This is a genomic window from Rhabdothermus arcticus (genome assembly GCF_055382915.1).
This window is the reverse complement of the sequence record NZ_AP043808.1, coordinates 1,867,599-1,893,708: the sequence shown is the minus strand read 5'-3', so window position 1 is coordinate 1,893,708 and position 26,110 is coordinate 1,867,599. Positions and strand designations below refer to the sequence as shown.

Sequence of the window (26,110 nt, the reverse complement as noted above, 5' to 3'; positions counted from 1 at the left end):
TCCCCCTTTCATCGCCGAGTATATACCCGGCTCCCACAGCAAAACGCCAGCGCGTCAGAAGAAGGTCAGGCGGGGGGCCGCGTCCGGCCCCCCGCCTGCGCCCGATCGGCCCTACGAGACGAACTGGGCGTCCTCGGTCGAGCCCTCGAGCGCCAGGGTCCCCGCCTCGCCGCCGGTGATGTCCAGGAGCAGCCGGTCGAAGACCCCCGCCCCGGCCTCGCGCTGGTGCATCGCAGCGGTGTAGCCGCGCTCGGCGGCCGCGAACTCGGCGTTCTGCAGCTCGACGTAGGCCGGCATCCCCTCCTTGCGGTAGCGCTCGGCGAAGTCGAAGGTGTGGTAGTTGATCAGGTGCCAGCCAGCAAGGGTGATGAACTGGAACTTGTAGCCCATCTCCGCCAGCGCCTCCTGGAAGCGGGCGATCGTCGGGGCGTCGAGGTTGCGCTGCCAGTTGAAGGAGGGGGAGCAGTTGTAGGCCAGCAGCTTGCCCGGGTACTTGGCGTGGATCGCCTCGGCGAAGGCCCGGGCCTCCTCGAGGTCCGGGGTCGAGGTCTCGAACCAGAGCAGGTCCGCGTACGGGGCATAGGCCAGGGCCCGGTGGACCGCGGCCTCGAGCCCGTTCTTCACCGCGTAGTAGCCCTCCGGGCTGCGCTTGGACTTGTCGATGAAGGGGGCGTCGTAGGGGTCAACGTCGGAGGTGATCCACTTGGCGCTGTCCGCGTCGGTGCGGGCGATCAGCACCAGGGGCACGTCGTAGACGTCGGCAGCGAAGCGGGCCGCCTTCAAGGTCTTGATGAAGGTCGAGGTGGGAACGAGGACCTTACCCCCCATGTGGCCGCACTTCTTCTCCGCCGCCAGCTGATCCTCGAAGTGCACCCCGGCGGCCCCGGCCTCGATGAACTGACGGGTGAGCTCGAAGGCGTGGAGGGGGCCGCCAAACCCCGCCTCGCCGTCGGCGACGATGGGCAGGAAGTAGTCGCGGCTGGGCTGGCCGTTTTCCACCCGCTCGGTCTGGTCCGCGCGGGCCAGGGCGTTGTTCAGCCGGCGCACCAGCATCGGCGCGGAGTTCGAGGGGTAGAGGCTTTGGTCGGGGTAGGTCGCGAGCGCCTGGTTCATGTCCGCGGCGACCTGCCAGCCGGAGAGGTAGATCGCGTCCAGGCCGGCCTTGGCCATCTGCACCGCCTGCGAACCGGTGAGCGCGCCGAAGGTGCGCACGAAGGGCTTTTCCTGCAGGCTACGCCAGAGCCGCTCCGCGCCGCGGCGGGCCACCCGGTAGTCGTTCATCACCGCGGGACGGAAGCGCTCGACCTCTTCCGGGGAGTACTCCCGGCGCACCCCCTGCCAGCGGGGGTCGAGCTGCCAGCGTTTGTTCATGAACTGCTTCCTGTGCTCGCGCTTTTTCGGATCCATCATCTCCCTCCCTGCACCGGCATTCTGCCGAAGGGCGGGGCCGGGCGGTCCGGTGTAGAAACGGCATCGGTATACCGAACCGATCGGTGGCTCGGCTGAAAAAATACACACATGCCCGAGCCCAACCCCTGGCGCGCCCTCGTCGAGGCCGTCCGCCCCCAGCTCAAGGGGAAGGACGCCCGCGGTCGGCTGGGCAGCCTGCGCTGGCTCGAGGCCCGGATGACCGAACGCGGAGGGCGCCCAGGGGCGGTGCGCAACATCCTCTACAAGAACCTCGGCTCGGCCGAGGAAAAGGCCCGGCTCTTCGAGATCCTGCGCGAGCTCTACGCCACCGCCGGGCTTCCGCCCCCCACCCCGCCCCCCGGGCTCTACCCCCGCCGCTTGGGGCGCGACAAGCGCGCGGTCCTCCGCCGTCTGGAAAAGGACCCCTCGGCCCAGCTGGTCGTCGTCGGCGGGCCGGCCACCGGGAAGCGGGTCCTCTTGGACGCCGCCGAGCGCGTCTGGCCGGAGGCGCTGCGGTTGAACCTCGAAGGGGAGCTCGCCGGCCCCCTGCTCACCCTCGCCGAGCGGTTGGGCGTGGCCGAGGCCGCCGAGGCCTGCCTGGCGCGGCTCGAGCCCGGCCTGGCCTTCGCAACCCTAGGAGACCTCCAGGCAAGGCTCCTGGACCTCCTCGCCGAGGCCCTCAACCGGACCGGACGGCCGCTCCTCCTGCGCGCCGGAGAGGCCGCCGAGCTCGCCGGGCAATCCCTGTTTACCTCCGAGGGCGCCCGCGCCGAGCCCTCCGACTGGGCCCGGCGGCTCCTGGCCCCTTTGCGCGTGCCCTACCTCGCCGCCCTGAGCCGGGGCGAGGGGGACTACCAGTTGCGCCCGCCGACGCTGAAGGAGGCCCGGCGCTACGTGATGGAAAAACTGCCCGACCTCCGCCCGGAGGAGGCCGAGGCCCTGGTGCGCCGGGCCGGGGCGGACTACGAGCACCTCAGCCAGCTGATCGCGCTCCGGGCGCTGGAGCTTGGCCAGCGCGCCCGGATCGGCCCCCGACTGGAGCGCCTCTTGGCGGCGCTCGCGGTCCTCGCCCCGCCCGCCGATCCGGAGATCCCAAGGGAGCTTTTGGAGGCGGCCCTCGGGCATCCCCTCGAAGCGCTGGCCCCCACCATCTGGGCGCTCGTCGAACCCGCCGGGGAGGGCCGGGTGCGCCCCTTGAAGCCCCCCCTCTACCGGCCGGATCCGGCCCTGGCCCGAAAGCTCCACCGGCAGGCCCTGGCCCACTTCGGCGAGGGCCCGCCGTACCGCCGCCTCTACCACGGCCTCGGCGCCGGGGAGATCGAGGCCGTGCTCGAGGTCCTGGAGGCCGATCCCGGCCGGTTGGCGCTGGTCCCCGGCATCTGGGAAAGGGCCGCGGCCTGGCCGCCGCCCGAACGCCGCCGTCTGGCCCGGGTGATCGTGCGCCACTGGGCGCTGCTCGGTCGCTTCGATCATCCCGAGCGGCAGGCCGCGCTGGCCCTCTTGATGGAAGCGGGCAGCGAGGCCGACCGCGCCTGGGCCCGGCTCAAGGAGGCCGAGCACGCCCTGGACCGGGGCCAGGCCGAGCGCGCCCAGGCACTGGCCCCGGACCCCGCGCGCCTGGCCGGGGCGGAACGGGCCGAGGCGGCGCTGGTGCAGGCGGCGCTCGCCCGCTGGCGCGGGGACTACCCGGAGGCCCGGCGCTGGGTCGAGCTGGCCGCGAAGGAGGACGTCCCCAACTACCTCAAGGAACGGGTACGGCTCTGGCAGGGCCTGGTGGCCAAGGACGCCGGCGCCCATGAGGAGGCCAAGACGGCGCTCGCCAAGGTGCGCGGACCGCGGCTTTTGAAGGCCCGCGCCGACTACCAGCTCGGGGACCTCGCGATGCGACGGGGGGCACTCGCCGAGGCCAGGGCACGCCTCGGCGAGGCGGCGGCGGTCCTCGAGGCCGAGGGCACCCCCGCCGAGGCGGCGATGGCCTGGGCCCGGCTGGGCGGGGTCGCGCGCCGGGCCGGGGCCTACCCCGAGGCCCAGGCCGCCTTCGAGAAGGCCCGGTCGCTCGCGCCGCGGGGCCTGGCCTGGGCCCGGGTGCGCTCCGAGGAGGGCATCTTCCTCGCCGCCGCCGGTCGCCTGCAGGAGGCGATCTACGCGCTGATCGAGGCGGAGACGGTCCTGACCCGGGTCGGCGACCGCCCGAAAGAGCGCGCCTACCGGCTCTTAAGGACCCGGCTCAGGCTGGCGAGCGCCCTCTTCGCCCGCGCCCAGGGGCGGGCCTTCCGCCCCCCCTTTTTGCCCCGGGCCACCCCCGACGCCCTCGAGGCGTTGAACGAGGTCGAGACCGCCTTGTCCGGGCTCGCCGACGCCTCCGAGCGCTGGCAGGCGCTGGCCTTCGACGCCGCGCTGCTCCGGGCGCTGCTCGAGGGCCACCCCCCGAAGGCGCTCGAGCAGCCGCTCGATCACCCGGTCCGCGAGGCCGAACGGCGGCTCGTCCTGGCGACCCTCTACCTGCACCAGGGCGCGCCGGACAAGGCCCTCGCCGAGGTCTACGGCCTGTCGCTGCCGGACGAACCCGGCCTCCTGGCCTGGCTTGGCTTCGTCGAGGCCGCGGCCCGTCCGGGCACCCCGCCGAGCGTGCACAAGCTGCCGGCGCCGTTTTGGTGGTCGCTCGGAGAGGCCCTCTTTTTGACCCTTGGTGCCGCGCCCCTCGCCGCCTGGCTGACGCCGCCCCCGCGCCCGGACCTGCCCGAGGCCTGGGGGCGGGCGCTTGCCGAGGCCGCGGCGATGGGTAGAATCGTGGGCACAAATCCATCACGGAGGTGAGGTAACGAGATGAGCATTCAGGTGATCAACCAAGTCGACCCCGAGGTCCGGTTTCTCTTCAGCGACGAGGCGCTGTCCTTCCTCGAGACCCTGGCGCGGACCTTCGAGGCGCCCCGGCGGCGCCTGCTCGAGCTCCGCGCGGCCCGCTACCGGGAGATCCAGGAAGGCCGGCTGCCCGACTTCCGCGCCGAGACCCGCGGCCTGCGCGAGGCCGAGTGGAAGGTGGCGCCGCCCCCGCCCGACCTCGAGGTCCGCCGGGTGGAGATCACCGGCCCCGCCTCCGACCGCAAGATGGTGATCAACGCCTTCAACTCCGGCGCCGACGTCTACATGTCGGACTTCGAGGACTCCCACAGCCCCCACTGGCCCCTCACCCTGACCGGGCAAAAGAACCTCTACGACGCGATCCGCCGCCAGATCGACTTCACCAGCCCCGAGGGCAAGGCCTACAAGCTGAACGAGAAGGTCGCCACGCTGGCGGTGCGCCCCCGGGGCCTGCACCTTTTGGAGCGCAACGTCCTCGTCAACGGACTGCCGATCGCCGGGGCGCTCTTCGACTTCGGGCTTTTCTTGTTCCACAACGCCAGGGCGCTCATCGAGCGGGGCTCCGGCCCGTACTTCTACCTGCCCAAACTGCAGGGCCAGCAGGAGGCCGCCTGGTGGAACGAGGTCTTCAAGTTCAGCGAGGCCTACCTCGGCCTCGAGCCAGGGACGATCAAGGCCACGGTGCTGATCGAGCATCCCCTTGCGGCCTTCGAGATGGAGGAGATCCTCTACGCGCTGAAAGACCACATCACCGGCCTCAACCTGGGACGCTGGGACTACATCTTCGGCTTCATCAAGACCTTCGCCTACGACCCCGGCTTTCTGCTCCCGGACCGCAGCCTGGTGACGATGGAGGTCGAGTTCCTGCGCTCGGCGGCGGAGCTGTTGGTCTACGTCACGCATAAGCGCGGCGCCCACGCGTTGGGCGGGATGAGCGCCTTCATCCCGCGCAAGGACGACCCGGAAAAGAGCGCCGCGGCCCTGGCCCAGGTCAGGGCGGACAAGGAGCGCGAGGCCGACCAGGGCTACGACGGCGCCTGGGTGGCCCACCCCGCCCTGGTGCCCCACGTGATGGAGGTCTTCAAGGGACGCTTTGGCGACAAGCCTCACCAAAAGGACTACGTCCCCGCGGTCAAAGTCAGCGCCAAGAACCTGCTCAGCGTCCCCGAGGGCCCGATCACCGAGGCTGGGTTCCGCAACAACGTCTCCGTGGGGCTGCAGTACCTGAACGCCTGGATCGGCGGCCGCGGGGCGGCGGCGATCTTCAGCCTGATGGAGGACGTGGCCACCGCGGAGATCGCCCGCAGCCAGCTCTGGCAGTGGATCTACCACGGGGCGCTGGACCAGACCGACACCCTTCTGACCCCCGATCACTACCTGAAAATCCGCGACGAGGAGCTCAGCGCCCTGGTGCGCGAGCAGGGCCCGATGCACTACGCCAAGGCCGCGGAGCTGCTCGACGAGCTGGTGCTCAGCCGCACGTTCGTGGAGTTCCTCACCCTGCCGGGGATGAAGTACCTGAGCTAGCCATGGACGCGCTTCTCGACGCGCTGCGGGGGGTCCTCGGGGAGGACGGCGTCCTCACCGAGCCCCCCGGGCGCGCCGCGTACTCGATGGACGCCCTGACCGCGGCCCGGGCCTGGCCCAAGGCGGTCCTCCTCCCCAGGACCCAGGCGGCGGCCCGCGAGGCGGTGCGGCTGCTCTACGAAGCCGAGGTGCCCTTCGTCCCCCGCGGGGCGGGGACCAGCCTTTCGGGCGGGGCGCTCCCCGTCGAGGAGGGGGTGGTCCTCGCCCTGCACCGGCTGAACCGGGTCCTCGAGGTCAACCCCGACGACTGCACCGCCCGCGTCGAGGCCGGGGTGGCGAACCTCAAGGTCAGCGAGGTCGCCGCCCCCTATGGCCTCTACTACGCGCCCGACCCCTCCTCGCAACCGGTCTGCACGATCGGCGGCAACCTGGCCTACAACTCCGGCGGCGCCCACTGCCTGAAGTACGGGATGACCGCGAACCACGTCCTGGGCCTCAAGGCGGTCCTCGCCGACGGCACCGAGGTCGAGCTGGGCGGCGCCCACGAGCCGATCGGCCCCGACCTGGTGGGGTTCTTCATCGGCCACGAGGGGACCTTCGGGGTGGCCATCGAGGCCACCTTGCGCCTCCTGCCAAGGCCCGAGGCCTACCACACCCTGCTCGCCGCCTACCACAGCCTGGAGGCCGCCGGCGACGCGGTGGCCCGGGTCATCGAGGCCGGGCTCCTGCCCGGGGCGATGGAGATCATGGACCGGCTGGCGATCCGGGCCGCCGAGGCCGCGGTCGGCGCCGGCTACCCCGAGGGCGCGGCGGCGGTGTTGATCGTCGAGCTCGAGGGCCCCGCCCCCGAGGTCGCCGCCGAGGCCGAGGCCCTCGAGGCGGTGATCGCCGCCTCCGGGGCCTTCGCGGTGCGCGTCGCCCGCGACGCCGCCGAACGGGCGGCGATCTGGAAGGGGCGCAAGGGCGCCTTCTCCGCGGTCGGCCGCCTCTCCCCCGACTACCTGGTCCAGGACGGGGTCGTCCCCCGCAGCCGGCTCGGCGAGGCCCTGGCGGAGATCGAGCGCCTGGCCAAGGCGCACGGCCTCTCGGTGGCCAACGTCTTCCACGCCGGGGACGGCAACCTCCACCCGCTGATCCTCTACAACGCCCGCGAGCCCGGCGCCTTCGAACGGGCCGAGGCCCTCGCGGCGGAGATCCTCAGGCTCTGCGTGCGCCTCGGCGGCGCGATCACCGGCGAGCACGGGGTGGGGGTGGAGAAGAAGGCCTTCTTGCCGGACCAGTTTGGCGAAGATGAGATCGACCTGATGAAGCGGGTGCGCCGGGCGATGGACCCGAAGACCCTGGCCAACCCGGGAAAGGTCTTCCCGTGAAGGAGGCCGCGCTGCGCGAAGCGCTCCTGGCCGCGCCCCGGGTGGCGCCCCGGGGACGGGGCACGAAGCCCGGTCTCGCCGCCCCGGGCACGCCGCTTCACGCCGAGAGCGGGATCCTGGCCTACGCCCCCGAGGAGTTCGTGATCACCGCCGCCGCGGGGACCCCCCTCGCCGAGCTCCAGGACGCGCTCGAACAAAAGGGGCAGACCCTGCCGCTGGACCCCCCCTTTGCCGACCGAGGCAGCCTGGGCGGGCTCGTCGCCGCCGGGGTCTCGGGGCCCGGGCGCTTTCGTTTCGGCGGGGTGCGCGACTTCATCCTCGGGGTGCGCTTCATGGACGGCGAGGGCCGGGTCTATCGCGGCGGCGGCCGGGTGGTGAAGAACGCCAGCGGCTTCGACTTCCCCAAGCTCTTCGTGGGCTCCCTGGGCGCGTTCGGGCTCTTGCTCGAGGTCACCCTCAAGGTCTTCCCCGCCCCCCAGGCGCGGCGCGCCTTTTACCTCGACGCCGGGACCTTCGAGGCCGCTTACCGGTTGCTCTTGGAGCTGGCGCGGCGCCCGCTGGACCTCGAGGCCCTGGACCTCCTGCCCCCAGCCAGGCTCTACGTCCGCCTCGCGGGACGCGAGGCCGCCGCCCCCGCCCGCGCCGAGGCCCTGCGTTCGGCGGTCAAGGGGCGGGCCGAGATCGAAACCGCCCCCCTCGAGGCCGACCCGGGAAAGCTGCCCGGCGAAATGCTGGTCTTCATCCCGCTCTCCCCGCGCCAGCTCCCCGAGGTCGAGGCCAGACTGCGGGGCCTCCTTCAAGAGCGCCGCTACCAGGCCGGGGGCACCGGTCTCTGGGGCACGCTGGCCCAGGCCGACCGGGACGCGCTCGAGGCCGCCCTGAACGCGCTTGGCCTGGGCGGCCGCGTGCTCCGCGGCGCGGGCGGGGCCTGGATCGGCCGCCCGCCCCCGGGCCAAGCCTTCTACCGGCGGATCAAGGCGGTCCTGGACCCCAAGGCCCGCTTTCCTAACCCCTTCGAGGTGAACCGTGCGCTATGAGTTCGACCCCGAACGCTACGCCCCCTACGGCGAGCCGATGGCCGAGGCGATCGAGAAGTGCGTGCACTGCGGCTTCTGCCTGCCCACCTGCCCGACCTATCAGGTGCTCGAGGAGGAGATGGACTCCCCGCGGGGGCGCATCCTCCTGATGAAGGACGTGTTGGAGGGCGCCCTCCCCCTGGCCGAGGCCCTCCCCCACACCGACCGCTGCCTGGGCTGCCTGGCCTGCACCAGCGCCTGCCCCTCGGGGGTGCCTTATGGCGAGCTGATCGGCCCCTTTCGCGCCCTCACCGAGGCGCGGCGCAGCCGGCCACCCTTCGAGCGCCTGCGCCGCTGGGCGCTGCTCTCGGTCCTCCCCTACCCCGGCCGGTTCCGGCCGCTCTTGCAGCTGGCCAGGCTGGCCCGGCCGCTCGCCCGCTGGCTGCCCCCGGCGCTGCGCGCCCCGTTTGAGCTCCTGCCGCCCACCCTCCCCAAGCCCGATCCCCTACCCGAACGGGCCCGGCCCCGGGGCCGCCCGCGCGCCCGGGTCGCCCTGCTCGCGGGCTGCGCCCAGCAGGTCCTGGGACCGGCGATCAACCGGGCCACCCTCGAGGTCCTCCTGGCCAACGACGTCGAGGTCGTCGTCCCCCAGGGGCAGGGCTGCTGCGGGGCCTTGGCGATGCACACCGGGGCCTACGCCAAGGCCCGCCGTCAGGCGGCGCGGAACCTCGCGGTCTTTCCCGAGGACGTCGACGCGATCCTGACCAACGCCGCCGGCTGTGGCTCGGGGATGAAGGAATACCCCCTGTTGTTCCGGGGCACGCCGGAGGAAGACCGCGCCGCGCGCTTCGCCGAGAAGGTCCAGGACATCAGCGTCTTCCTCGACGCCCTGGGGCCCAAGCCGCCCCCACCGCTCCCCAGCCCCTTGCGCGTCGCCTACCAGGACCCCTGCCACCTGCGCCACGCCCAGGGGGTGATCGCCCCGCCCCGGCGGCTGCTTTCGATGATCGAAGGGCTCGAGCTCCTCGAGCTCCCCGAGCCCGAGCTCTGCTGCGGCAGCGCCGGCACCTACAACCTCGAACAGCCAGAGATCGCCCGGGCCCTCGGCCAGCGCAAGGCCCAGCACGTCCTCAGGAGCGGCGCCGAGGCCCTGGCCAGCGGCAACATCGGCTGCATCACCCAGCTCGCCACGCACCTCAGCGCGCTGGGGCGGCCGCTGCCCGTCTACCACACCGTCGAGCTTTTGGCCCTGGCCTACCGCGGGGGGCGCCGGGGATGACCGCGGCCGCGGCCCGGCTCCGACGCCCACGCGGCGATGGCGCCGCATCTCAGATGCCACGATCGCATCGAACACCGAGGGCGACTCAGCTGGGCATGAGGACGTAGACCAGGAGGAAGCCGAGCTCGGCGAGCTCGATCGCCGCGCCGTAGAGGTCCCCGCTGAGGCCGCCAAGCCGCGACAGGCCCAGCCAACCCACCCCCAACGCCCCCAGCCCGGCGGCAAGGAGCGGCCCGGGCGAAAGCCAGAAAAGCGGCAGCAAGAAGGCGAGCCCCCAGGCCGCAACCCCGCCGCGGGCCCGGGCCCCGAGCCCCTGGGGCCGGGCCGTGGGAAAGAGAAAGAGCAAGGGCAGCCAGCCCCGCCCGGCGACCGGAGCGAGGAGCAAAGCCAGCGGCGCCGCGCTGCCGATCGCCTGCCACTTGAGGAGGAGAAAGACCACCCCCACGCCGAAGGCGAAGCTCCCGATGCGGGGATCGGCGAGGATGCGCTGCCTCGCGGCGCGGTCGCCGGGGTAGAGGAGGGCGTCGGCGGCGTCCAGGAGGCCGTCGAGGTGGAGCATCCCGGTCACCGCCAGCCAAAGGGCCAAGAGCAGCGCGGCCCGGAGCCCCGGGGGCAGCGCCGAAAAGGCGGTGGCCGCCAGGTAGAGCGCGCCACCGATCCCCCAGCCGACGAGCGGAAAGAAGGGCGCGGCCCGGGCCAGGTCGCCTCCCTTCGCCGGGACGGGGAGCACGGTGAGGAAGGCGATGGCGGTAAGGAAGGCGTTAAGCATCGCCTCCTTCGCTGACCCCGGCCTCGTCGAAGGTGGCCATCCCCGAGAGCACCGCGGCCGCCGCCCGCAACAGGGGAAAGGCCAGGACCGCCCCGGTCCCCTCCCCCAGGCGCAGGTCGAGCTCGAGCAGGGGGCGCAGCCCGAGCGCCTCGAGCTGGCGGGTGTGGCCCGGCTCCTTTGAGCGGTGCCCGGCGAAGAGGTAGCCCAGGACCTCGGGCACCAGCCGCACCGCGATCAGGGCCCCGGCGGTCACCGGGAAGCCGTCGCTGACCACCGGCACCCCGGCCTCGGCCCCGGCGATCAGGACGCCGGCGGCGGCGAGGAGCTCCAGGCCCCCGAGCTCGGCCGCGACCGCCAGGGGCTCGGCCCGGGAGAGCCGCCCGAGGCGGGCCTCGGCCCGCGCCAGGGCGGCCTCGACGACCGCGCGCTTTTTGGCCAGGCCCGCCGCGTCCACCCCCGTCCCCGGGCCGACGACCGCGTCCGCTGGGAGCTCGAGCAGGGCCGCGGTGAGCGCCGCCGCCGCGGTGGTGTTGCCGATTCCCATGTCCCCGGCGGCGAGCAGCGTCGCCCCTTCGGAAAGCGCCCGCCGCCCCGCCTTATACCCGGCCAAGAGCGCCGCCTCGGCCTCGGCGACGGTCATCGCCGGGGCCTTGGTGAAGGAGTCGGTGCCCGGACGCACCCGGGCCTTGATCAGCGCGGGGTGATCGGGAAACGCGGGGCCGGCCACCCCGACGTCGAGCACCAGCACGCGAGCGTCGGCGCTCCTTGCGATCTGATTGATCGCCGCCCCCCCGGCGAGGAAGTTCAGGACCATCTGATGGGTCACCTCCGGAGGGTAGGCGGAGACCCCGTCCCGGGCCACGCCGTGATCGGCGGCGGCGACGACCACCGCGCCGGGACCGAGCTCGGGACGCTCGGTCCCCTGGATCGCGGCGAGGCGCGCGGCCACGTCCTCCAAGAAGCCGAGCGAGCCCGGGGGCTTGGTCAGGCGGTCCAGCCTGGCCCGGGCCCGGGCCAGGGCGGCCTCGTCGATGGGGTGCACCTTCTTCTCGAACATCATCCTCCTCCTTCCTCCGGGCAGACCCCCTTGAGCGTCAGGGCCCGCCCCGCAACGACCAGGCAGACGTGATTCGCAACCTCGGCCAGGCGCTGGTTCGCCCGGCCCTGCAGGTCGCGAAAGCGGCGGCCGAGCGCCGCCGGCGGCACCACGCCCATCCCCACCTCGTTGCTCACCAAGATCAGCGTCTTCCGGCTGGCCTTTACCGCCGCGACGAGGGCCGTGAGCTCGGCCTCGGCGGCGGCCTCCCCCGCCTCGAGGAGGGCGTTGGCCAGCCAGACGGTGACGCAGTCGAGCACCACCACCGGGGCGGACGCCTTTTGGATCGCCTCCGCCGGGCGCCTCGGGGCCTCGATCGTCTCCCAGGCGGCGGGGCGCTCCTGGCGGTGGCGAAGGACGCGCGCGCGCATCTCGGGGTCGGTGGGCCGGGCGGTGACCACGTAGGTCACCCGGTCCCCGCCGAGCCGCCGGGCCAGGTCCATCGCGCGCCGGCTCTTGCCGCTCCTCGCCCCGCCCAGGAGGAGGTAGCGGGCGGGCGGGGGCCTCCGGGTAGGGGGCTTGAGGCCCGCAAGCTCCAACAGGAGCTCCCCGTCGAGGTGGGCGTCGACCGCGTCGGCCAGGGCCTCGTAGGTGGCCTCGAGCCCCTCCACCGCCCGGCCGAAGAGCGCCCGCTGCACCGACGGATCCTCGAAGAGGCCGTGCAGGTAGACGCCGAGGACCGACCCTTTTTGAAAGCCGAGCCCCTCCGGCAGCACCTCCCGGACCTCGGCGGTCGTATGAGTGTGGCCGTGGTGGATCTCGTAGCCCTCGGCCTCTTGCCCGCTGAGCGGGGCGAAGAACCCCTCGAGCTCGAAAAAGCGCACCGGTTTGCGGCGCACCACCTTGTCGCGCGCGAGCTCGGTCACCAGCGGTAGGAGGCCCAGCCCCCGGCGCTCGCCGCCGAACTCGACGCCGCCGGGGTCCAAGATCGCCTCCCCGAGGAGCTGGAGCCCCCCGCAGACCCCGAGCACCGGCACCCCCCGGGCGGCCGCCGCCTTGACCGCGGCCCCCATTCCCGAGGCCCAGAGCCAGTCCGCCGCGGCCCCCACGTTCTTGGCCCCGGGAAGGACGATGAGCCGCGCTCCTAAAAGGGCCTCCGGGCGCCGCGCCAGGCGCACGCCGAGGGCCGCGTCGAGCGGCCAGAACTCGTCGAGGTTCGAGGCGTAGGGGTAGGCGACGACCGCGACCCGGGGATCGGCGTGGGCCACGCTCCCGAGAAACGGGGCGTCCTCGTCGGGGAGGCGGTGGGAAAGGTAGGGCATCACCCCCGCCGGGGCCATCCCGGTCGCTTGCCAGAGCCAGTCCGGAGCCGGGGCCAGGAGCTCGGGGTCGCCGCGAAACTTGTTGAGCACGAAGGCCCTGAACCGGGCCCGGTCCTCGGCGGGCACAAGCGCCCAGGTGCCGTAGAGCTGGGCGAACGCCCCGCCCTTGTCGATGTCCGCGACGAGCAGAACGTTTGCGTCGGCGGTCCGGGCCACCGCGAGGTTGGTGAGGTCGGCGCCCATCAGGTTGATCTCCGCGGGGCTGCCCGCCCCCTCGATCAGGACCAGGTCGGCGGCGCTTTGGGCCTTCTTGAGGCTTTCCTCGACCACCGGCCAGAGGTGGGGCCGGCGCGCCTTCCAGGGGATGTCGGCCAGCTCCGGGCGTACCCTGCCCAGCACCACCACCTGGCTCCTGGTCTCGGCCTCGGGCTTGAGCAGGATGGGGTTCATCCAGACCTCGGGCCGCTGCCGTGCCGCCAGGGCCTGGTGGTACTGGGCGGCGCCGATCTCCCCGCCCGCCACCACCCGGGCGTGGTTCGACATGTTCTGGGCCTTGAAGGGCACGACCCCCACCCCCTGGCGGGCAAACCAGCGGGCGAGCGCGGTCACCAACAGGCTCTTGCCCACCCCCGAGCCGGTGCCGAGGACCGCGATCGCCCTAGCCATCGCGCGCCTCCAGGGCCGAAAGCAACGCCTCCTGGGCAGCAGGGGGCTGGGCGGAAAGCCGCACCCAGCCAAAAAGGCCCTTCTCCGAGAGGTCCCGCACCCGGATCCCACCCGCGCGGAGCCCCTCGGCAACCCCGGGACCGAGCCGGGCCATGAGGAAGTTGGCCCGCCCCTCCCGCACCGGAATGCCCCGCGCCAAAAGCCGCCGGGCCAGCCGCCGCCGCCAGGCCCAAAGCCGCCGGCGGGTGCGGCGCACCCAGCGCTGGGTTTGCGGGCTCGCCCAGTGCCAGAGCCCGACCACCCCCGCCGCCCCCAGCACCCAGGACGGGGCGAGGGCCTCGAGGCGCGCGCGAAGCTCGGGATCGGGCACCCGGGCGTACCCCATCCGCACCCCGGTGAGGCCGAGGGCCTTGTTGGGGGAAAAGAGCCGCACCGCCCCGGGCGGGACGAAGACCGGTCCCTCGGCGAGCGGGGCGTAGGCCAGGTCCAAGACCAGCGTCGCCCCGAGCCCCGCGGCCCGGGTGAGCAGGTCCGGGTCGTGAATCTGCCCGTCGGGATTGTTGGGGCTCGCCAAGAACCCGAGCCGGGCCTGGGAGAGGGCCTCCAAGAACGAAGCCCCGTCCGTGGCCTCGAGGACCGCGTACCCCCGCGCCCGCGCGGCCAGCGCGTACTCCCCGAAGGTCGGCGCGAGGACCGCGACCGGTCCTCCGACCGCCGCGACCAGGCGGTGGATCAGCTCGCTGGTCCCGGCCCCGAGCACCACCCCGTCCCCACCGAGACGGGCGGTGAGCCGCCGGTAGGCGGGATCGGGATAGCGCCCGAAGGGCGCCCGGGCCAGGGCGCGGCGGAGGTGGCGCGGCGGGCCCAGGGCACTTTGGTTGCTGGAGAAGTCGTACCGCGGGGGGAGGCCCCCGTCGGGCCCCCCGTGGACCCTCACCGCCCCACCCCCCAGGCCAAGAGGGCCAGCGCCAGCCCCAAGGCGTAGCCGGTCCGGGCCACCCTGCGGAGCGCGGCCCCGACGTCTGCGGCGGCAGGGGGCCGGCCCGAGGGGTTCAAGACGTAGACCCCGGGCTTTTCCAAGCGCAGCCCCAGGGCCAGCGCCAGCGCGGCCATCGGCCAGCCGGCGTTGGGGGAAGGGGTGCGCTGGGCCTCCCGGAAAAGCGCGGCAAGGGGCCGGCCGGCGGCGAGCGCAAGGCCGGTAATCCGGGCCGGGATCAGGTTCAAGAGGTCGTCGAACCGGGCGGCGACGCGCCCGAAGCGCCGGTAGCGGGGATCGCGATACCCCCAAAGCGCGTCCAGGGTGTTCACCGCGCGGTAGAGGTAGGCCCCGGGGAGGCCCAAGAGCAGGTAGTAGAAAAGCGGCGCGACGAAGGCATCGGAGAGGTTCTCGGAAAGGGACTCGAGCGCCGCCATGCGCACCTGCGTCGGGCTCAAGGTCCGGGTCTCGCGGCTCACGATCCGGGCAAGCCGGGCCCGCCCCGCATCCAGGTCCTGGATGAGCGCGGCCTCCACCGCGGCCACCTCCAAGAGCAACGCCCGCAGGGCCAGGGCGGGCTTCAGGCAGACCCCCAAGAGCGCCCAGGCCCAAGGCCCGGGGAGCCGGGTCACGAGGGCCTCGAGCAACGCCCCGAGGCCCCACGCGAGCGCCGCCAGCCCTCCGGCTAACAGCGCCCCCGGAACGATCGCGTCGCGGTAGAAGCGGGCCTCGAGCCCCCGCGCCAGCCCCCCGAACCAGGCCACCGGGTGAAAGCGATTGGCCGGTTCGCCGAGCCGGTCCAGGAGGATCGCCAGCGCCGCCCCCACGGCTCAGAGCTCGATCCCCCGGGTCGCGGGCACGCCAGCGTCGAAGGCGTGCTTGACCTTCCTCATCTCGGTGACCGTGTCCGCGAGGGCGACGAGCCAGTCCGGCGCGTCCCGCCCGGTCACCGCCAGGTGCACCCCTTCGGGACGGCCGCGGATCGCCGCCTCGGCGTCCTCCCGCGGCACCCAGCCGAAGTTGAGCACGTAGGTGAACTCGTCGAGCACCACCAGGCGGTGTTCCCCGGACAAAAGCGCCCTTTTGGCCTCGGCCCAGCCCGCGCGGGCCAGCTCGGCGGTCTTCTCCAGGTCCTTCGAGCGCCAGGTGAAGCCGTCGCCGAGCGCCTGGACCGGCACTCCCAGGGCGCGAAGCGCCCGGTGCTCGCCGTAGTTGGCCTGCTGGCGCTTGATGAACTGGAAGACGATCGGGTTCAAGCCCCGCCCAAAGGCCCGAAGCACCAGGCCAAAGGCGGCGGTGGACTTGCCCTTGCCCTCGCCGGTCATGATCAGAAAACGTCCCATCGGCTACTCCTCCAGCCAGGCGTAGTAGGGGGTGAAGACGTAGGGCGGCGGTCCCTCGAAGAAGACCGCGACCCCGCCCACGATCAGGGCCCCGTCCTCGAGGACGAACTCCAGCGGATCCGCGTCGACCCGGTAGACGAGGGCGGGGCCGGGCGGGGGGCGGACCTCGTCCCGCCTGGCGATCCAGACGTAGCGCGCCTTCTTCGGTCCGGACTCGGTAAAAAGGCGCACCTCGCGCCCGAAGTCCAGGCAGAGATGGCGCGAGGTGGCGAGCAGCGATCCGATCATGTCACCTCCGGAAGCACGATCGGGCCGGCCTCGGTCTCGATGACCGCAAGGCCCCGGTAGAGCGCCTTGAGCGCGGGAACGAGCTCGGCCAAGGCTCCCTCGGCGATGACCCGACCGGCGTCGAGGAGCATCACCCGGTCGGCGGCCCGGGCGTGGTTGGGGTCGTGGAGCACGGTGAGGATGCCCATCCCCGCCTCGCGCAGGCGCTTCAAGAGGCTGAGCAAGCGCGCCTGGTGGTCGAGGTCGAGGTGGTTGGTGGGCTCGTCGAGCAGGAGGTAGCGGGGCCGGGCGGCGAGGGCCCGAGCCAGCATGACCCGCTGGCGCTCCCCCCCGGAGAGGGTCTCGACCCAGCGGTCGGCGAAGGCCAGGGTCTCGGTGACCTCCATCGCCCAACGCACCGCCGAGCGATCCTCCACGCCCTCGGCGCCCAAGAGCCCCTGGTGGGGCAGCCGGCCCAGGGCCACCACCTCGCGCACCCGCATCCCCTCGGGCACCGGGGCGGCCTGGGGAAGGTAGGCCAGCGCCCGGCCACGGGCCCAGCTGGAAAGGCGCGAGAGCGGCGTGCCGTCGAGCTCGATCCGCCCCTGATAGGGGACGAGCCCCACCAGGGCCCTGAGCAGGCTGGTCTTGCCCGAGCCGTTGGGCCCGAGCAGGGCCAGCCAGGACCCCGGGGCGAGCCGGAGGTCGACGGCCTCGAGCACCCGTCTCGTCCCGTAGACCAGCGAGAGGCCCTCAGCCCTGAGCACGCATCCTCCAGAGCAGGTAGAGGAAGAACGGCCCCCCGAGCAAGGTCGTGACCACCCCCACCGGGAGCTCCGCGGGGCGGATCAAAACCCGCGCCAGGAGGTCGGCGAAGACCAAGAGCACCGCCCCTCCGAGCGCCGAGGCGGGCATCAGGTAGCGGTAGTCCCCGCCCCCCAGCCGACGCAGGGCGTGGGGCACGACGAGGCCCACGAAACCGATGATCCCGGCCTCGGCCACCGCCCCCGCGGTGACCAGGGTGGCCGCGGCGATCAGCAGGAGCTTCAGGGACAAGAGCGGCAACCCCAGGGACTGCGCCACCCCCTCGCCGAGCTGCAGGGCGTTCAGGGCCCGGGCGAGCAGCAAGAGGGGCGGGGCTCCGAGCGCCAGGTAGAGCGCAAGCCGTCCCACCTCCGGCCAACCGAGGAAGGCCAGGTTGCCCAGGGTGTAGGCGAAGACCGCCCGCACCCGGTCCGCGTCCTTGAGCATCAGGTAGGTGGTGAGCCCGGTGAGCACCGCCCCCACCACCACCCCGGCCAGGATGAGGTCGCGGGTGCGGGCCACCCCACCCGCCAGCACCACCGCCAGGAAGACCGCAAGCAACGCCCCCAAAAAGGCGCAGGCGGGCACCAACCAAGCGCTGTCCACCCGGATCCACTGGGCGTAGGCCGGCGCCAGGGTTCCGGCGAGGTCCAGCCCCAGCGCGGCCCCGAAGGCCGCCCCGGCGGCGGTGCCCATCAGGTAGGGGTCGGCGAGCGGGTTGCGAAAGAGCCCCTGGTAGGCCGCGCCGGACAGCCCCAGCGCGGCCCCGACCAGCATCGCCCCGAGGACCCGGGGCAGGCGCAGCGAGAAGACGATCGGGGAGGCCTCGGGATCGAGCAGGCCGCGTAGGATCTCGGCCCCGGAAAGGGGGACCGCCCCCACCGCGACGCCCAAAAAGAGCGCCAGCAACAGGAGGGCAAAGAGCCCCGCCCAGATCCAGGGCCGCGGCACGCGCCTACCTCTTGAGCACCTCGGGGTGGATGCAGCGGATCAGGACGCGAAGCCCCTCGGCCACCCGCGGGCCCGGCCGGTGGACGACGTTGACCTCGTCTTTCTTGAGCTCGCAGACGCGCCCGGTCCGGATCGCCTGGATCCGATCCCAGCCGGGGCGGGCCTTGACCTTCTCCAGCGTCACCCCGTAGGGGGCATCGCCGAGGATGATGACCTCGGGGTTCTTGGCCACCACGAACTCCGGGCTGATCTTGGGGAAGAGCCCCATCGACGCGGGGACGATGTTTCGGCCCCGGGCCTTTTGGATCAGCACCCCGATGAAGGAGTCCGGGCCCACCGTGTAGGGGGTGGGGTCGATCTCGTAGTAGACGCTGGGGCGGGTCTTGGCCTTGGCCGCCTTGGACTCTAAAGCGAAGATCGCCTTTTGCAGCCGGGCGATCAACGCCTCCGCTTGAGCCTCGCGGTTGACCAGCAGGCCGAGCTTTCGCGCGCTCTTGAAGATGTCGTCGTAGGTCTCGGTCTTGATCGCGTAGGTCACGATCCCGGCCTTCTCCAGGCGCTCGGCGAGCTTGCCGTACTTGGAGGCGATGACCAGGTCGGGTTTGAGGGAGACGATCAGCTCCACGTTGGGGTTATAGAGCCCTCCCGCCTTGGGCAGGGCCTTCACCGCCTCCGGCCAGTCCGAGTAGTCGTCGGTGGCGACGATCTTCTCGCAGGCGCCGATGGCGCAGAGCGTCTCCGTCGCCGAGGGGAGCATGACCACGATCCGCTCCGGCTCGGCGGGGAGCGTCACCTGGCGCCCGAGGTCGTCGGTGACCGTCAGCGGGTAGGACGTCGCGAGCGCGAGGCCTAGGGCCAGCAACACACCGAACAGCTTCTTGATCATCTCGTCCACCTCCATCTCATCCCGGCCGCGCGCGTGGAGGCGGAGAAAGGGAACGCCCCCGCAGGAAAGCGGGGGCAGCAATGACCGATGCACCCCCTTTCCCCTCTTCCGCGAGAGGTGCTTGGGGTGGGGGCCCCAAGCTCCCCTGGCAGGTGTTCGGGCTTCCAGGTCGGGCCTGGTTACCGTTGCGGGACAGCGCCGGACTCTCACCGGACTTCCCCACTTTAAGCCTGGGCTACGCGCCCAAGGCACCAGGGGCCTCAGTGCTGGCGGCCGGGTTGTCGTCGCCTAGCGGCGACGCCATCACGCTACACCGATCGGCCTTGCTTGACAAGCCAAACCCCGCTTCCTAAGATGAGTGCTGCGCGTCGGACGCCGGGATGGCGGAATTGGTAGACGCGCTAGCTTGAGGGGCTAGTGGGCGCTAAGCCCGTAGGGGTTCAAGTCCCCTTCCCGGCACCAAGAATCCCCCGTCACGGGGGGTTTTTCTTTATCGCTTTCGGTGATAGACTAAAATGTACCGGCCTTTTTCGGCCGCGCGGTCATGGACACGGTCACCCTCGACACCCTCTGGAACCGGCTCGCCCCGAAGCTCGCCTACCTCCAGGAGGACGAGCGCGACCTGGTGCGCCGGGCGCTGGCGTTCGCCGAACGCGCCCACGCCGGCCAAACGAGAAAGAGCGGCGAACCCTACATCACCCACCCGGTGGCGGTCACGGAGATCCTCGCCGAGCTGAAGATGGACGCCGAGACCCTGGCCGCCGGGCTCTTGCACGACACCGTCGAGGACACCGAGGCCACCTTCGAGGAGATCGAGGCCGCCTTCGGCCCCGGGGTGCGGCGCATCGTCGAGGGGGAGACCAAGGTCTCGAAGCTGCCCAAGATGGCCGAGGGGTTCGAGGACGAGCAGGCCGAGAACCTGCGCCAGATGTTCATCGCCATGACCGAGGACGTGCGCATCGTCATCGTCAAGCTCGCCGACCGGCTGCACAACATGCGCACGTTGAAGTTCATGCCCCTGGAAAAGCAAAAGCGGATCGCCAAGGAGACGCTGGAGATCTTCGCCCCCCTGGCGCACCGCCTGGGGATCGGGCACATCAAGACCGAGCTCGAGGACCTGGCCTTCTTCTACCTCTACCCCGCCGAGTACACCGCGCTCAAAAAGCGGCTCGAGGCCCACCGGGCGATCCGCCAGGAGGTGGTGGAGCGGGCCCAGGCCCGGGTCTCCCGGGAGATCGAGAAGGACCCCATCTTGAAGCGCTCGATCAAGCGCTTTTCGGTCTCCGGCCGCACCAAGCACCTCTACTCGATCTGGAAGAAGATGCAGCGCGACGGGCGCAACCTGGAGCAGATCTACGACCTCTTGGCGCTGCGCATCATCCTCGAACCCACCGACGAGGCGGCGCTCGGCACCCAGGTCTGCTACCACACCCTGGGCATCGTGCACCAGCTCTGGCAGCCGATCCCCGGGCGCATCAAGGACTACGTGGCGATGCCCAAGCCCAACGGCTACCAGAGCCTGCACACCACGGTGATCGTCGAGGAGGGGACGCCGCTCGAGGTCCAGATCCGTACCCTGGAGATGCACCGCCTCGCGGAGTACGGGATCGCCGCCCACTGGCTCTACAAGGAGGGGCTGACCGACCCCCGCGAGATCGAGCGCCGCGTGAGCTGGATGAAGGCCATCCAGGAGTGGCAGGCGGAGTTCTCCTCCTCCCGCGACTTCGTGGAGACGGTGACCCGGGAGATCCTGGGGGGCCGGGTCTTCGTCTTCACCCCCAAGGGCAAGGTCATCAACCTGCCCCGGGGGGCCACGGTGGTGGACTTCGCCTACCACATCCACACCGAGGTCGGGCACCGCATGACCGGGGCCCGGGTGAACAACCGCATCGTCCCCTTCTCCTACGAGCTGCAAAACGGGGACATGGTGGAGATCCTCACCGGCAGCAAGCAGCCGAACCCCTCGAAGGACTGGCTGAACTTCGCCAAGACCCGCTCGGCGCGCAGCAAGATCCGCCACTTCTTCCGGCAAAAGGAGCGCCAGGAGGAGCTGGAAAAGGGCCGGCGCCTCCTCGAGCGCTACCTGAAAAAGCGCGGCCTGCCGAGCCCCAAGGAGTCGGACCTCGAGGCCGCGGCCGGAGCCCTAAGGCTGCCCCCCTCGCCGGAGGACCTCTACCTGGCCCTGGCCCACGGCCGGGTCAGCGCCGCCCAGGTGGCCCGTGTCCTCTACCCCAAGGCCCAGCCGGCCCCGCCAAAGCCCCCCAAGGCCACGCCGGAGACCAAGCTGCCCATCCGGCTGGCGGAGGACCTCAAGGCCCCGATCAAGCTCGCCGCCTGCTGCCGCCCGGTGCGCGGTGAGCCGATCCTGGGCTTCGTCACCCGCGGGCGCGGGGTGACGATCCACCGCGCCGACTGCCCCAACATGCGCCGCTTCCTGGCCCAGGAGCCGGCCCGGGTGATCCCCGCGGAGTGGACCGAGGGCAAGGGGGAGTACCCGGTCCTCCTGCGCATCTTCGCCAGCGACCGTGCCGGGCTCCTGCGCGACGTCATGGACGTCTTCGCCGGGATGGGCAAGTCGGTGCTCGGCGCGGACACCCAGGCCAACGGCACCGTGGCCCGCATCCAGGTGCGCTTCACGGTCAAGGACGACGAGGAGCTCGAGCGCATCCGCGCGCGGATCCTCGAGCTCCCCGAGGTCGAGACCGTGGCCCGCGCCTAGAGGGCGCGCAAGATCCTTTCCCGGTCCTTTCCGAAGTCGAAGTCCTCGCGGGAGCCCCCCGCGTCCTCGTAGGCCCGGATCGCCCCCAGGAGCCGCTCGAAGACCAAGCCGCAGGGGTCCGGGGCCGGACCCTCGTCCTCCATCTCCTTGACCTCGACGTAGGCCTCGCCGTACTCGGCCTCCTCGCGGGCGCGGCAGGCCCGGTAGGCCTCGAGGGCCGCCTGGACCTCGCGCTTCCTTTCTGCAAGCGTGCTCATGCCCCTATCCTAAGGGCATGCTGAGGCAAGAAGACCAGGATCGGGTGCGGATCCTCACCCTCGACGACCCGAAACGGCGCAACCCCCTGACCGAGGCCCTGACCGAGGCGCTGATCGCCGCCCTCAAGGCCGCCGAGGCGGATTCCGGGGTGCGGGCGCTGGTGCTCACCGGCGCCCCCCCGGCCTTCTCCGCCGGGGTGGACCTGACCTTTTTGGAACGGGTCGCGTCGGCCCCGGCCGAGGCCAACCTCCAGCACTCGGAGGCCCTCCTTGAACTCTTTTGGACCCTCTACACCCTCAAAAAACCGGTCGTCGCCGCGGTCAACGGCCACGCGGTGGCGGGCGGGGCGGGCCTCGTCCTGGCCAGCGACCTGGCGGTGATGGCCGAGGACGCCAAGCTCGGCTTCACCGAGGCGCGGCTGGGCTTCGTTCCGGCGCTGGTCGCGGTCCTGCTGGTCCGCCACGTCGGGGAGAAGGCGGCCCGCGACCTCTTGCTCAGCGCCCGCCTGGTCGAGGCCCAAGAGGCCCGGGCGATGGGGCTGGTCAACGCGCTCGCGCCAAGGGAGGAGGTCCTCCCGGCAGCGATCGCAAAGGCCAGGGCGCTGGCCGAGAACGCCCCCAGCTCCCTGGCCCTGACCAAGGCCCTCCTCGCCGAGCTTCCCGGAATGGGGCTCTACGAGGGCTTCCGCCACGCCGCCGTGGCCAACGCCTGGATCCGCCAGACCGACGCCTTGAAGGAGGGCGTCCGGGCCTTCTTCGAAAAGCGTCCCCCCCGCTTCTAGCATGGTGCCCCTGATCCAGGCGCCGAACCTACATGCGCCCCACGGCTTTACCCAGCGCGCCGGCGGGGTTTCCAAGGGCCCCTACGCCTCCCTCAACCTCTCCCTCTCGGTGGGGGACGACCCGGCCGCGGTCGCGGAGAACCGGCGCCGGGTGCTTTCGGCCTTCGGCAACCCTCCCCTGGTGCGCCTGGCCCAGGTCCACGGCGCGAAGGCGGTGGTCGCCGCTGGCCCCGGGGTCTACGAGGCCGACGCCGCGGTCACCCGCACCCCGGGGCTCTTGCTCAGCGTCTCGGCCGCCGACTGCTACCCGATCCTCCTGGAGGATCCCGAGGCCCGGGTGATCGCCGCGGTCCACGCCGGCTGGCGGGGGACCGCGGCGGGGGTGGTGGAAAACGCGCTGGCGGCGATGACCGGGCTCGGCGCCCACCCCCGGCGCGTCCGGGTCGCGATCGGTCCCGGGGCCTGCGGGCGCTGCTACCAGGTGGGGCCGGAGGTGGTCGACGCGGTCGGCGCGGCTTACGCGCGGCCCGACCCCAACGCACCCGGCCGGTTCCTCCTGGACCTCGCGGCGGCGATCGCGGACCGCCTCCACGCGGCGGGGGTGCCGCCCCTCCAGGTCTGGCGGCTTTCGGCCTGCACGATCGAGGACGCGCGGTGGTTCTCCTACCGCCGCCAGGGGCCCAAAAGCGGACGCATGTGGGGCGTGATCCAGCATGCGTTTTAGGCCCAAGGAGGTGCTCTCGTGCGTCACCGAAGCCACCCCGGACTGGTTTCGCGAGCGGGGGCTTTCGGCGGTGATCCTGGACCTCGACAACACCCTCATCCCCTACGGCTACGAGGGCCCGGTCCCCGAGGAGCTCAAGACCTGGCTCGCCGCGCTCAAGGAGGCGGGCATCCCTGCGGTCTTACTGACCAACGCCAAACCCGGGCGCACCCGGCGCTGGGCCAACAAGCTCGGCCTTAAGGGCCTCTCCCTGGCGGCGAAACCGCTCCCCTTCGGGTTCATTTGGGCCCTGGCCCAGCTGAAGACCCCCCGTTCGGGGGTTGCGGTCTTCGGGGATCAGATTTTTACTGATGTCCTGGGGGGCAACCTGCTAGACTTCTATACCGTCTACGTGCGGCCGTTGAGCTCGAAAGGCCTCTTCTACACGCGCTGGGTGCGGCGCCTCGAAGCCCATTTCCTGCCTCGCGAGTAAGGATTGAAATGAGCACGCTCTCATTATCTGACAAACGCCTGGGCGCGGCCCTCATCGAGAGTGGCCTGCTCGGGGACGAGGAACTGCAGCAGGCCCTGGAGCGCCAGGCCAGCGTCGGCGGTCGGCTTTCGGACAACCTCCTCGAGCTCGGCCTGATCTCCGAGCGGCGCATCGCCGAGGCGATCGAGGAGCACTTCGGCATCCCTCTGGTCGAGGTGGAGAACCTCGAGATCCCGGACGAGGTGCTCAAGCTTCTGCCCGCAGAAAAGGCTCAGGCCCTCGGGGTGCTGCCGTTTTGGGTCGAAGGGGACACGCTGCGGGCGGCCTTCGTCGATCCCCTGGACCTCAGCGCGGTGGACGAGGTCGAGGAGCTGACCGGGAAGAAGGTCGAGGTCTACCAGGCCCTGCCCAGCGCGTTCCGCTTCCGGCTGGCCAAGGCCTACCCGGAGCTGGGGCTGGAGGCCGCGCCGCGGCCCCACGCCATCCACGCCGAGGAACGCGCCCTCGGGGAGTTCCTGGTCAAGCAGGGGCAGATCACCCGGCAGCAGCTGGAAAAGGCGCTGCGCGAGCAGGAAAAGACCGGCGAGCTTTTGGGCCGCATCCTGATGAAGCAGGGCTGGCTCAGCGAGCGCGCGCTCTATAAGGCGCTCGCCGAGAAAGAAGGCTTGGCCTTTCTCCCCGACGTCGAGAAGGTCGAGCCCGACCCGGCGGTGGCCGGCTACTTCTTGCGCTCCGACGCCCAGCGCTACCGGGCGATCCCCGTCGCCGAGGAGAACGGCCGAGTGCGGGTGGTCAGCGCGGATCCCCGCTACCTCAAGGAGGTCGAGCGCGTCCTCAAGCGGCCGATCGAGGCCCAGCTCACCCCTCCGAGCGCGTGGGAAAAGCTCTTCAAACGCGCCTACCCCGACCAGCCTCGGCTCGGGGAGCTCCTCGTCGAGGGCAACAAGCTGGGGCGGGAGGAGCTCTCCGAGGCCCTGGCGGTGCAAAGCCGGGTGGGGCGTACGAGGCCCCTGGGGGAGATCCTGGTCGAGCTCGGCTACGTCTCCCCGGAGGACGTCGAGGAGGCCCTGCGCCAGCAGCGGCAGGGGGGCGGGCGTCTCGAGGACACCCTGGTCCAGTCGGGCAAGATCAGCCCGGAGATGCTCGCCCAGTCCCTGGCGGTGCAGTACGGCTACCCCTACATCGACCCCGACGAGAACCCCCCGGACCCGGTGGTGGCCGAGCTGGTCCCGGAGCAGACGGCACGCCGCTACACCGTCTTCCCGCATCACCTGGAAGATGGGGCGCTCGTCGTGCTCATGAAGAACCCCCGGGACATCTTCGCCATCGACGACCTCCGGATCGTCACCGGCAAGGACATCCGTCCGGCGGTGGCCTCCGAGGAGAAGATCGTCAAGCTAATCGAGTCCTACTACGGGACGGGGGGCGACCTCACGGAGCTGACCCGCGAGCTCGAGGCCCGGCAGGCGCGGCAGGACGAGGAGGCCGAGGTCGAGAGCAGCACCCTCGACGACAACGCGATCGTCCGCCTGGTCAACAAGATGATCCGGGACGCCTACCTGCAGGAAGCCTCGGACATCCACGTCGAACCCCGGGAGGATCACGTGCTGGTGCGGATCCGCGTCGACGGGGCGCTGCGCGAGTACAGCCGGCTGCCCAAGGCGGTGAAGAACCAGGTCATCGCCCGCATCAAGGTCATGGGCAAGCTGGACATCGCCGAGCGGCGGCGCCCCCAGGACGGCCGGGTGCGCTTCAAGGACCGCACGATCGACGTCGACCTGCGCCTCTCGACGATCCCCACGGTCTACGGCGAGAAGGCGGTGATGCGCCTGTTGCGCAAGGCCTCGGAGATCCCGGAGATCGAGCAGCTGGGGTTTTTGCCGGGGGTGCTCGAGCGCTTCAAGGAGGTCATCAGCAAGCCCTACGGGATCTTCTTGATCACCGGTCCCACCGGCTCCGGTAAGTCGTTCACCACCTTCTCGATCCTGAAGCGCATCTCCACCCCGGACAAGAACACGATGACCGTCGAGGACCCGGTGGAGTACGAGATCCCGGGGATCAACCAGGTCCAGGTCAACCCCCAGGCCGGGTTGGACTTCGCCGCGGCACTGCGCTCGTTCCTGCGTCAGGACCCGGACATCATCATGGTCGGCGAGATCCGCGACACGGAGACTGCGAAGATCGCGGTGGAGGCCGCGCTGACCGGCCATTTGGTGATCGCCACCCTGCACACCAACGACGCCGCCGGGGCGGTCACCCGGCTCGACGAGATGGGTGTCGAGCTCTTCAACATCTCGGCCTCGCTGATCGGCGTGCTGGCCCAGCGCCTGGTGCGGCGGGTCTGCGAGCACTGCAAGACCGAGGTCGAGCCGGACCCCGAGATGCTCCGCCGCTTGGACCTCAAGGTCGAGGACCTGAACGGAGCGAAGCTCTATAAGGGCGCGGGCTGCGAGCGCTGCAACGGCACCGGCTACAAGGGGCGCTACGCGATCCACGAGCTGATGGTGATCGACGACGCCCTTCGCCACGCGATCGTCGAGGGCAAATCGGCGACCGAGATCAAGGCGCTGGCCCGCCAGCGGGGGATGAAGACCTTGCGCGAGGACGGCATTCAAAAGGCCCTGATGGGCATCACCACCCTGGAAGAGGTGATGGCACGCACCATCGAGTAA

22 protein-coding genes, 1 tRNA gene and 1 riboswitch are annotated in these 26,110 nt (G+C 71.6%); of the genes, 11 read left to right on the top strand and 12 right to left on the bottom strand.

The annotated features are described in order from the left end of the window. Positions 1-111 precede the first annotated feature (111 nt). Positions 112-1,410, bottom strand: coding sequence for an isocitrate lyase (aceA, locus tag ACZ48Y_RS09920; RefSeq protein WP_464740879.1), 1,299 nt, complete (start codon positions 1,408-1,410; stop codon positions 112-114). A gap of 108 nt (positions 1,411-1,518) precedes the next feature. Between aceA and ACZ48Y_RS09915 the strand changes: the two genes are divergently transcribed. From ACZ48Y_RS09915 to ACZ48Y_RS09895, 5 genes are read left to right on the top strand one after another with little or no spacing between them, the layout of a single operon-like run. Next, positions 1,519-4,227, top strand: a complete 2,709-nt coding sequence (locus ACZ48Y_RS09915; protein ID WP_464740877.1) for a hypothetical protein — start codon at positions 1,519-1,521, stop codon at positions 4,225-4,227. Positions 4,228-4,236: 9 nt separating this feature from the next. Then, entirely contained in the window at positions 4,237-5,799 is a 1,563-nt protein-coding gene (gene aceB / locus ACZ48Y_RS09910; RefSeq protein ID WP_464740875.1) for a malate synthase A, read from the top strand. A gap of 2 nt (positions 5,800-5,801) precedes the next feature. Further along, positions 5,802-7,169: an FAD-linked oxidase C-terminal domain-containing protein gene (locus ACZ48Y_RS09905; RefSeq protein ID WP_464740873.1), complete on the top strand. Its 1,368-nt coding sequence runs from the start codon at positions 5,802-5,804 to the stop codon at positions 7,167-7,169. Further along, positions 7,166-8,206 carry an FAD-binding protein gene (locus ACZ48Y_RS09900; RefSeq protein ID WP_464740871.1) on the top strand — a complete coding sequence of 347 codons (1,041 nt, stop codon included), beginning with the start codon at positions 7,166-7,168 and terminating at the stop codon, positions 8,204-8,206. Before ACZ48Y_RS09905 ends, ACZ48Y_RS09900 begins: the two co-directional genes overlap by 4 nt. Beyond that, positions 8,196-9,464 carry a heterodisulfide reductase-related iron-sulfur binding cluster gene (locus ACZ48Y_RS09895; protein ID WP_464740869.1) on the top strand — a complete coding sequence of 423 codons (1,269 nt, stop codon included), beginning with the start codon at positions 8,196-8,198 and terminating at the stop codon, positions 9,462-9,464. Before ACZ48Y_RS09900 ends, ACZ48Y_RS09895 begins: the two co-directional genes overlap by 11 nt. An 85-nt stretch (positions 9,465-9,549) precedes the next feature. Here ACZ48Y_RS09895 and ACZ48Y_RS09890 read toward each other — a convergent pair whose 3' ends face one another. From ACZ48Y_RS09890 to ACZ48Y_RS09845, 10 genes are read right to left on the bottom strand one after another with little or no spacing between them, the layout of a single operon-like run. After that, a complete protein-coding gene (locus ACZ48Y_RS09890; RefSeq protein WP_464740867.1) occupies positions 9,550-10,233 on the bottom strand; it encodes an adenosylcobinamide-GDP ribazoletransferase in 684 nt (227 codons plus the stop codon). After that, entirely contained in the window at positions 10,226-11,290 is a 1,065-nt protein-coding gene (gene cobT / locus ACZ48Y_RS09885) for a nicotinate-nucleotide--dimethylbenzimidazole phosphoribosyltransferase (RefSeq protein WP_464740865.1), read from the bottom strand. The genes ACZ48Y_RS09890 and cobT overlap by 8 nt, the downstream gene beginning before the upstream one ends. Continuing rightward, a complete protein-coding gene (locus ACZ48Y_RS09880; RefSeq protein WP_464740863.1) occupies positions 11,290-13,257 on the bottom strand; it encodes a cobyric acid synthase in 1,968 nt (655 codons plus the stop codon). The genes cobT and ACZ48Y_RS09880 overlap by 1 nt, the downstream gene beginning before the upstream one ends. Further along, positions 13,250-14,194, bottom strand: coding sequence for an aminotransferase class I/II-fold pyridoxal phosphate-dependent enzyme (locus tag ACZ48Y_RS09875; RefSeq protein WP_464740861.1), 945 nt, complete (start codon positions 14,192-14,194; stop codon positions 13,250-13,252). Before ACZ48Y_RS09875 ends, ACZ48Y_RS09880 begins: the two co-directional genes overlap by 8 nt. Further along, entirely contained in the window at positions 14,191-15,060 is an 870-nt protein-coding gene (cbiB, locus tag ACZ48Y_RS09870) for an adenosylcobinamide-phosphate synthase CbiB (RefSeq protein ID WP_464740859.1), read from the bottom strand. The genes ACZ48Y_RS09875 and cbiB overlap by 4 nt, the downstream gene beginning before the upstream one ends. Before the next feature lie 3 nt (positions 15,061-15,063). Beyond that, on the bottom strand, positions 15,064-15,576 hold the full coding sequence (cobO, locus tag ACZ48Y_RS09865; RefSeq protein ID WP_464740857.1) for a cob(I)yrinic acid a,c-diamide adenosyltransferase: 513 nt from the start codon (positions 15,574-15,576) through the stop codon (positions 15,064-15,066). 3 nt (positions 15,577-15,579) lie between these two features. Further along, positions 15,580-15,864, bottom strand: a complete 285-nt coding sequence (locus tag ACZ48Y_RS09860) for a hypothetical protein (RefSeq protein WP_464740855.1) — start codon at positions 15,862-15,864, stop codon at positions 15,580-15,582. Beyond that, a complete protein-coding gene (locus ACZ48Y_RS09855; protein ID WP_464740853.1) occupies positions 15,861-16,610 on the bottom strand; it encodes an ABC transporter ATP-binding protein in 750 nt (249 codons plus the stop codon). The genes ACZ48Y_RS09860 and ACZ48Y_RS09855 overlap by 4 nt, the downstream gene beginning before the upstream one ends. After that, positions 16,597-17,598, bottom strand: a complete 1,002-nt coding sequence (locus tag ACZ48Y_RS09850; RefSeq protein ID WP_464740851.1) for a FecCD family ABC transporter permease — start codon at positions 17,596-17,598, stop codon at positions 16,597-16,599. Before ACZ48Y_RS09850 ends, ACZ48Y_RS09855 begins: the two co-directional genes overlap by 14 nt. Positions 17,599-17,602: 4 nt before the next feature. After that, on the bottom strand, positions 17,603-18,484 hold the full coding sequence (locus ACZ48Y_RS09845) for an ABC transporter substrate-binding protein (protein WP_464740849.1): 882 nt from the start codon (positions 18,482-18,484) through the stop codon (positions 17,603-17,605). A gap of 130 nt (positions 18,485-18,614) precedes the next feature. Continuing rightward, positions 18,615-18,755, bottom strand: a riboswitch (cobalamin riboswitch). A gap of 103 nt (positions 18,756-18,858) precedes the next feature. On the opposite strand from ACZ48Y_RS09845, the gene ACZ48Y_RS09840 reads away from it, so the two are divergent. Together ACZ48Y_RS09840 and ACZ48Y_RS09835 are read left to right on the top strand one after the other, a co-directional pair. Further along, positions 18,859-18,946: transfer RNA gene (locus ACZ48Y_RS09840), tRNA-Leu, on the top strand. 82 nt (positions 18,947-19,028) lie between these two features. Continuing rightward, positions 19,029-21,203, top strand: coding sequence for a RelA/SpoT family protein (locus ACZ48Y_RS09835; protein WP_464740847.1), 2,175 nt, complete (start codon positions 19,029-19,031; stop codon positions 21,201-21,203). Here ACZ48Y_RS09835 and ACZ48Y_RS09830 read toward each other — a convergent pair. Further along, entirely contained in the window at positions 21,200-21,460 is a 261-nt protein-coding gene (locus ACZ48Y_RS09830; RefSeq protein ID WP_464740845.1) for a hypothetical protein, read from the bottom strand. The genes ACZ48Y_RS09835 and ACZ48Y_RS09830 overlap by 4 nt on opposite strands. A gap of 17 nt (positions 21,461-21,477) precedes the next feature. Here ACZ48Y_RS09830 and ACZ48Y_RS09825 point away from each other — a divergent pair, with 17 nt between their 5' ends. The 4 genes from ACZ48Y_RS09825 to ACZ48Y_RS09810 are packed head-to-tail and all read left to right on the top strand — an operon-like array spanning position 21,478 to position 26,110. Beyond that, positions 21,478-22,242 carry an enoyl-CoA hydratase/isomerase family protein gene (locus ACZ48Y_RS09825; RefSeq protein ID WP_464740843.1) on the top strand — a complete coding sequence of 255 codons (765 nt, stop codon included), beginning with the start codon at positions 21,478-21,480 and terminating at the stop codon, positions 22,240-22,242. Position 22,243: 1 nt separating this feature from the next. Continuing rightward, positions 22,244-22,966: a peptidoglycan editing factor PgeF gene (gene pgeF / locus ACZ48Y_RS09820; RefSeq protein ID WP_464740841.1), complete on the top strand. Its 723-nt coding sequence runs from the start codon at positions 22,244-22,246 to the stop codon at positions 22,964-22,966. Next, positions 22,956-23,438 (top strand): YqeG family HAD IIIA-type phosphatase, encoded by a 483-nt coding sequence (locus ACZ48Y_RS09815; RefSeq protein WP_464740839.1) that lies wholly within the window; start codon positions 22,956-22,958, stop codon positions 23,436-23,438. Before pgeF ends, ACZ48Y_RS09815 begins: the two co-directional genes overlap by 11 nt. A gap of 8 nt (positions 23,439-23,446) precedes the next feature. After that, positions 23,447-26,110, top strand: a complete 2,664-nt coding sequence (locus tag ACZ48Y_RS09810; protein ID WP_464740837.1) for a GspE/PulE family protein — start codon at positions 23,447-23,449, stop codon at positions 26,108-26,110.

Coding starts and splice junctions, on each gene's coding strand:
- aceA (WP_464740879.1), bottom strand. CDS start 1,410: ATGATGGATCCGAAAAAGCGCGAGCACAGGAAGCAGTTCATGAACAAA.
- ACZ48Y_RS09915 (WP_464740877.1), top strand. CDS start 1,519: ATGCCCGAGCCCAACCCCTGGCGCGCCCTCGTCGAGGCCGTCCGCCCC.
- aceB (WP_464740875.1), top strand. CDS start 4,237: ATGAGCATTCAGGTGATCAACCAAGTCGACCCCGAGGTCCGGTTTCTC.
- ACZ48Y_RS09905 (WP_464740873.1), top strand. CDS start 5,802: ATGGACGCGCTTCTCGACGCGCTGCGGGGGGTCCTCGGGGAGGACGGC.
- ACZ48Y_RS09890 (WP_464740867.1), bottom strand. CDS start 10,233: ATGCTTAACGCCTTCCTTACCGCCATCGCCTTCCTCACCGTGCTCCCC.
- cobT (WP_464740865.1), bottom strand. CDS start 11,290: ATGTTCGAGAAGAAGGTGCACCCCATCGACGAGGCCGCCCTGGCCCGG.
- ACZ48Y_RS09880 (WP_464740863.1), bottom strand. CDS start 13,257: ATGGCTAGGGCGATCGCGGTCCTCGGCACCGGCTCGGGGGTGGGCAAG.
- cobO (WP_464740857.1), bottom strand. CDS start 15,576: ATGGGACGTTTTCTGATCATGACCGGCGAGGGCAAGGGCAAGTCCACC.
- ACZ48Y_RS09860 (WP_464740855.1), bottom strand. CDS start 15,864: ATGATCGGATCGCTGCTCGCCACCTCGCGCCATCTCTGCCTGGACTTC.
- ACZ48Y_RS09845 (WP_464740849.1), bottom strand. CDS start 18,484: ATGATCAAGAAGCTGTTCGGTGTGTTGCTGGCCCTAGGCCTCGCGCTC.
- ACZ48Y_RS09835 (WP_464740847.1), top strand. CDS start 19,029: ATGGACACGGTCACCCTCGACACCCTCTGGAACCGGCTCGCCCCGAAG.
- ACZ48Y_RS09830 (WP_464740845.1), bottom strand. CDS start 21,460: ATGAGCACGCTTGCAGAAAGGAAGCGCGAGGTCCAGGCGGCCCTCGAG.
- ACZ48Y_RS09825 (WP_464740843.1), top strand. CDS start 21,478: ATGCTGAGGCAAGAAGACCAGGATCGGGTGCGGATCCTCACCCTCGAC.
- pgeF (WP_464740841.1), top strand. CDS start 22,244: ATGGTGCCCCTGATCCAGGCGCCGAACCTACATGCGCCCCACGGCTTT.
- ACZ48Y_RS09815 (WP_464740839.1), top strand. CDS start 22,956: ATGCGTTTTAGGCCCAAGGAGGTGCTCTCGTGCGTCACCGAAGCCACC.
- ACZ48Y_RS09810 (WP_464740837.1), top strand. CDS start 23,447: ATGAGCACGCTCTCATTATCTGACAAACGCCTGGGCGCGGCCCTCATC.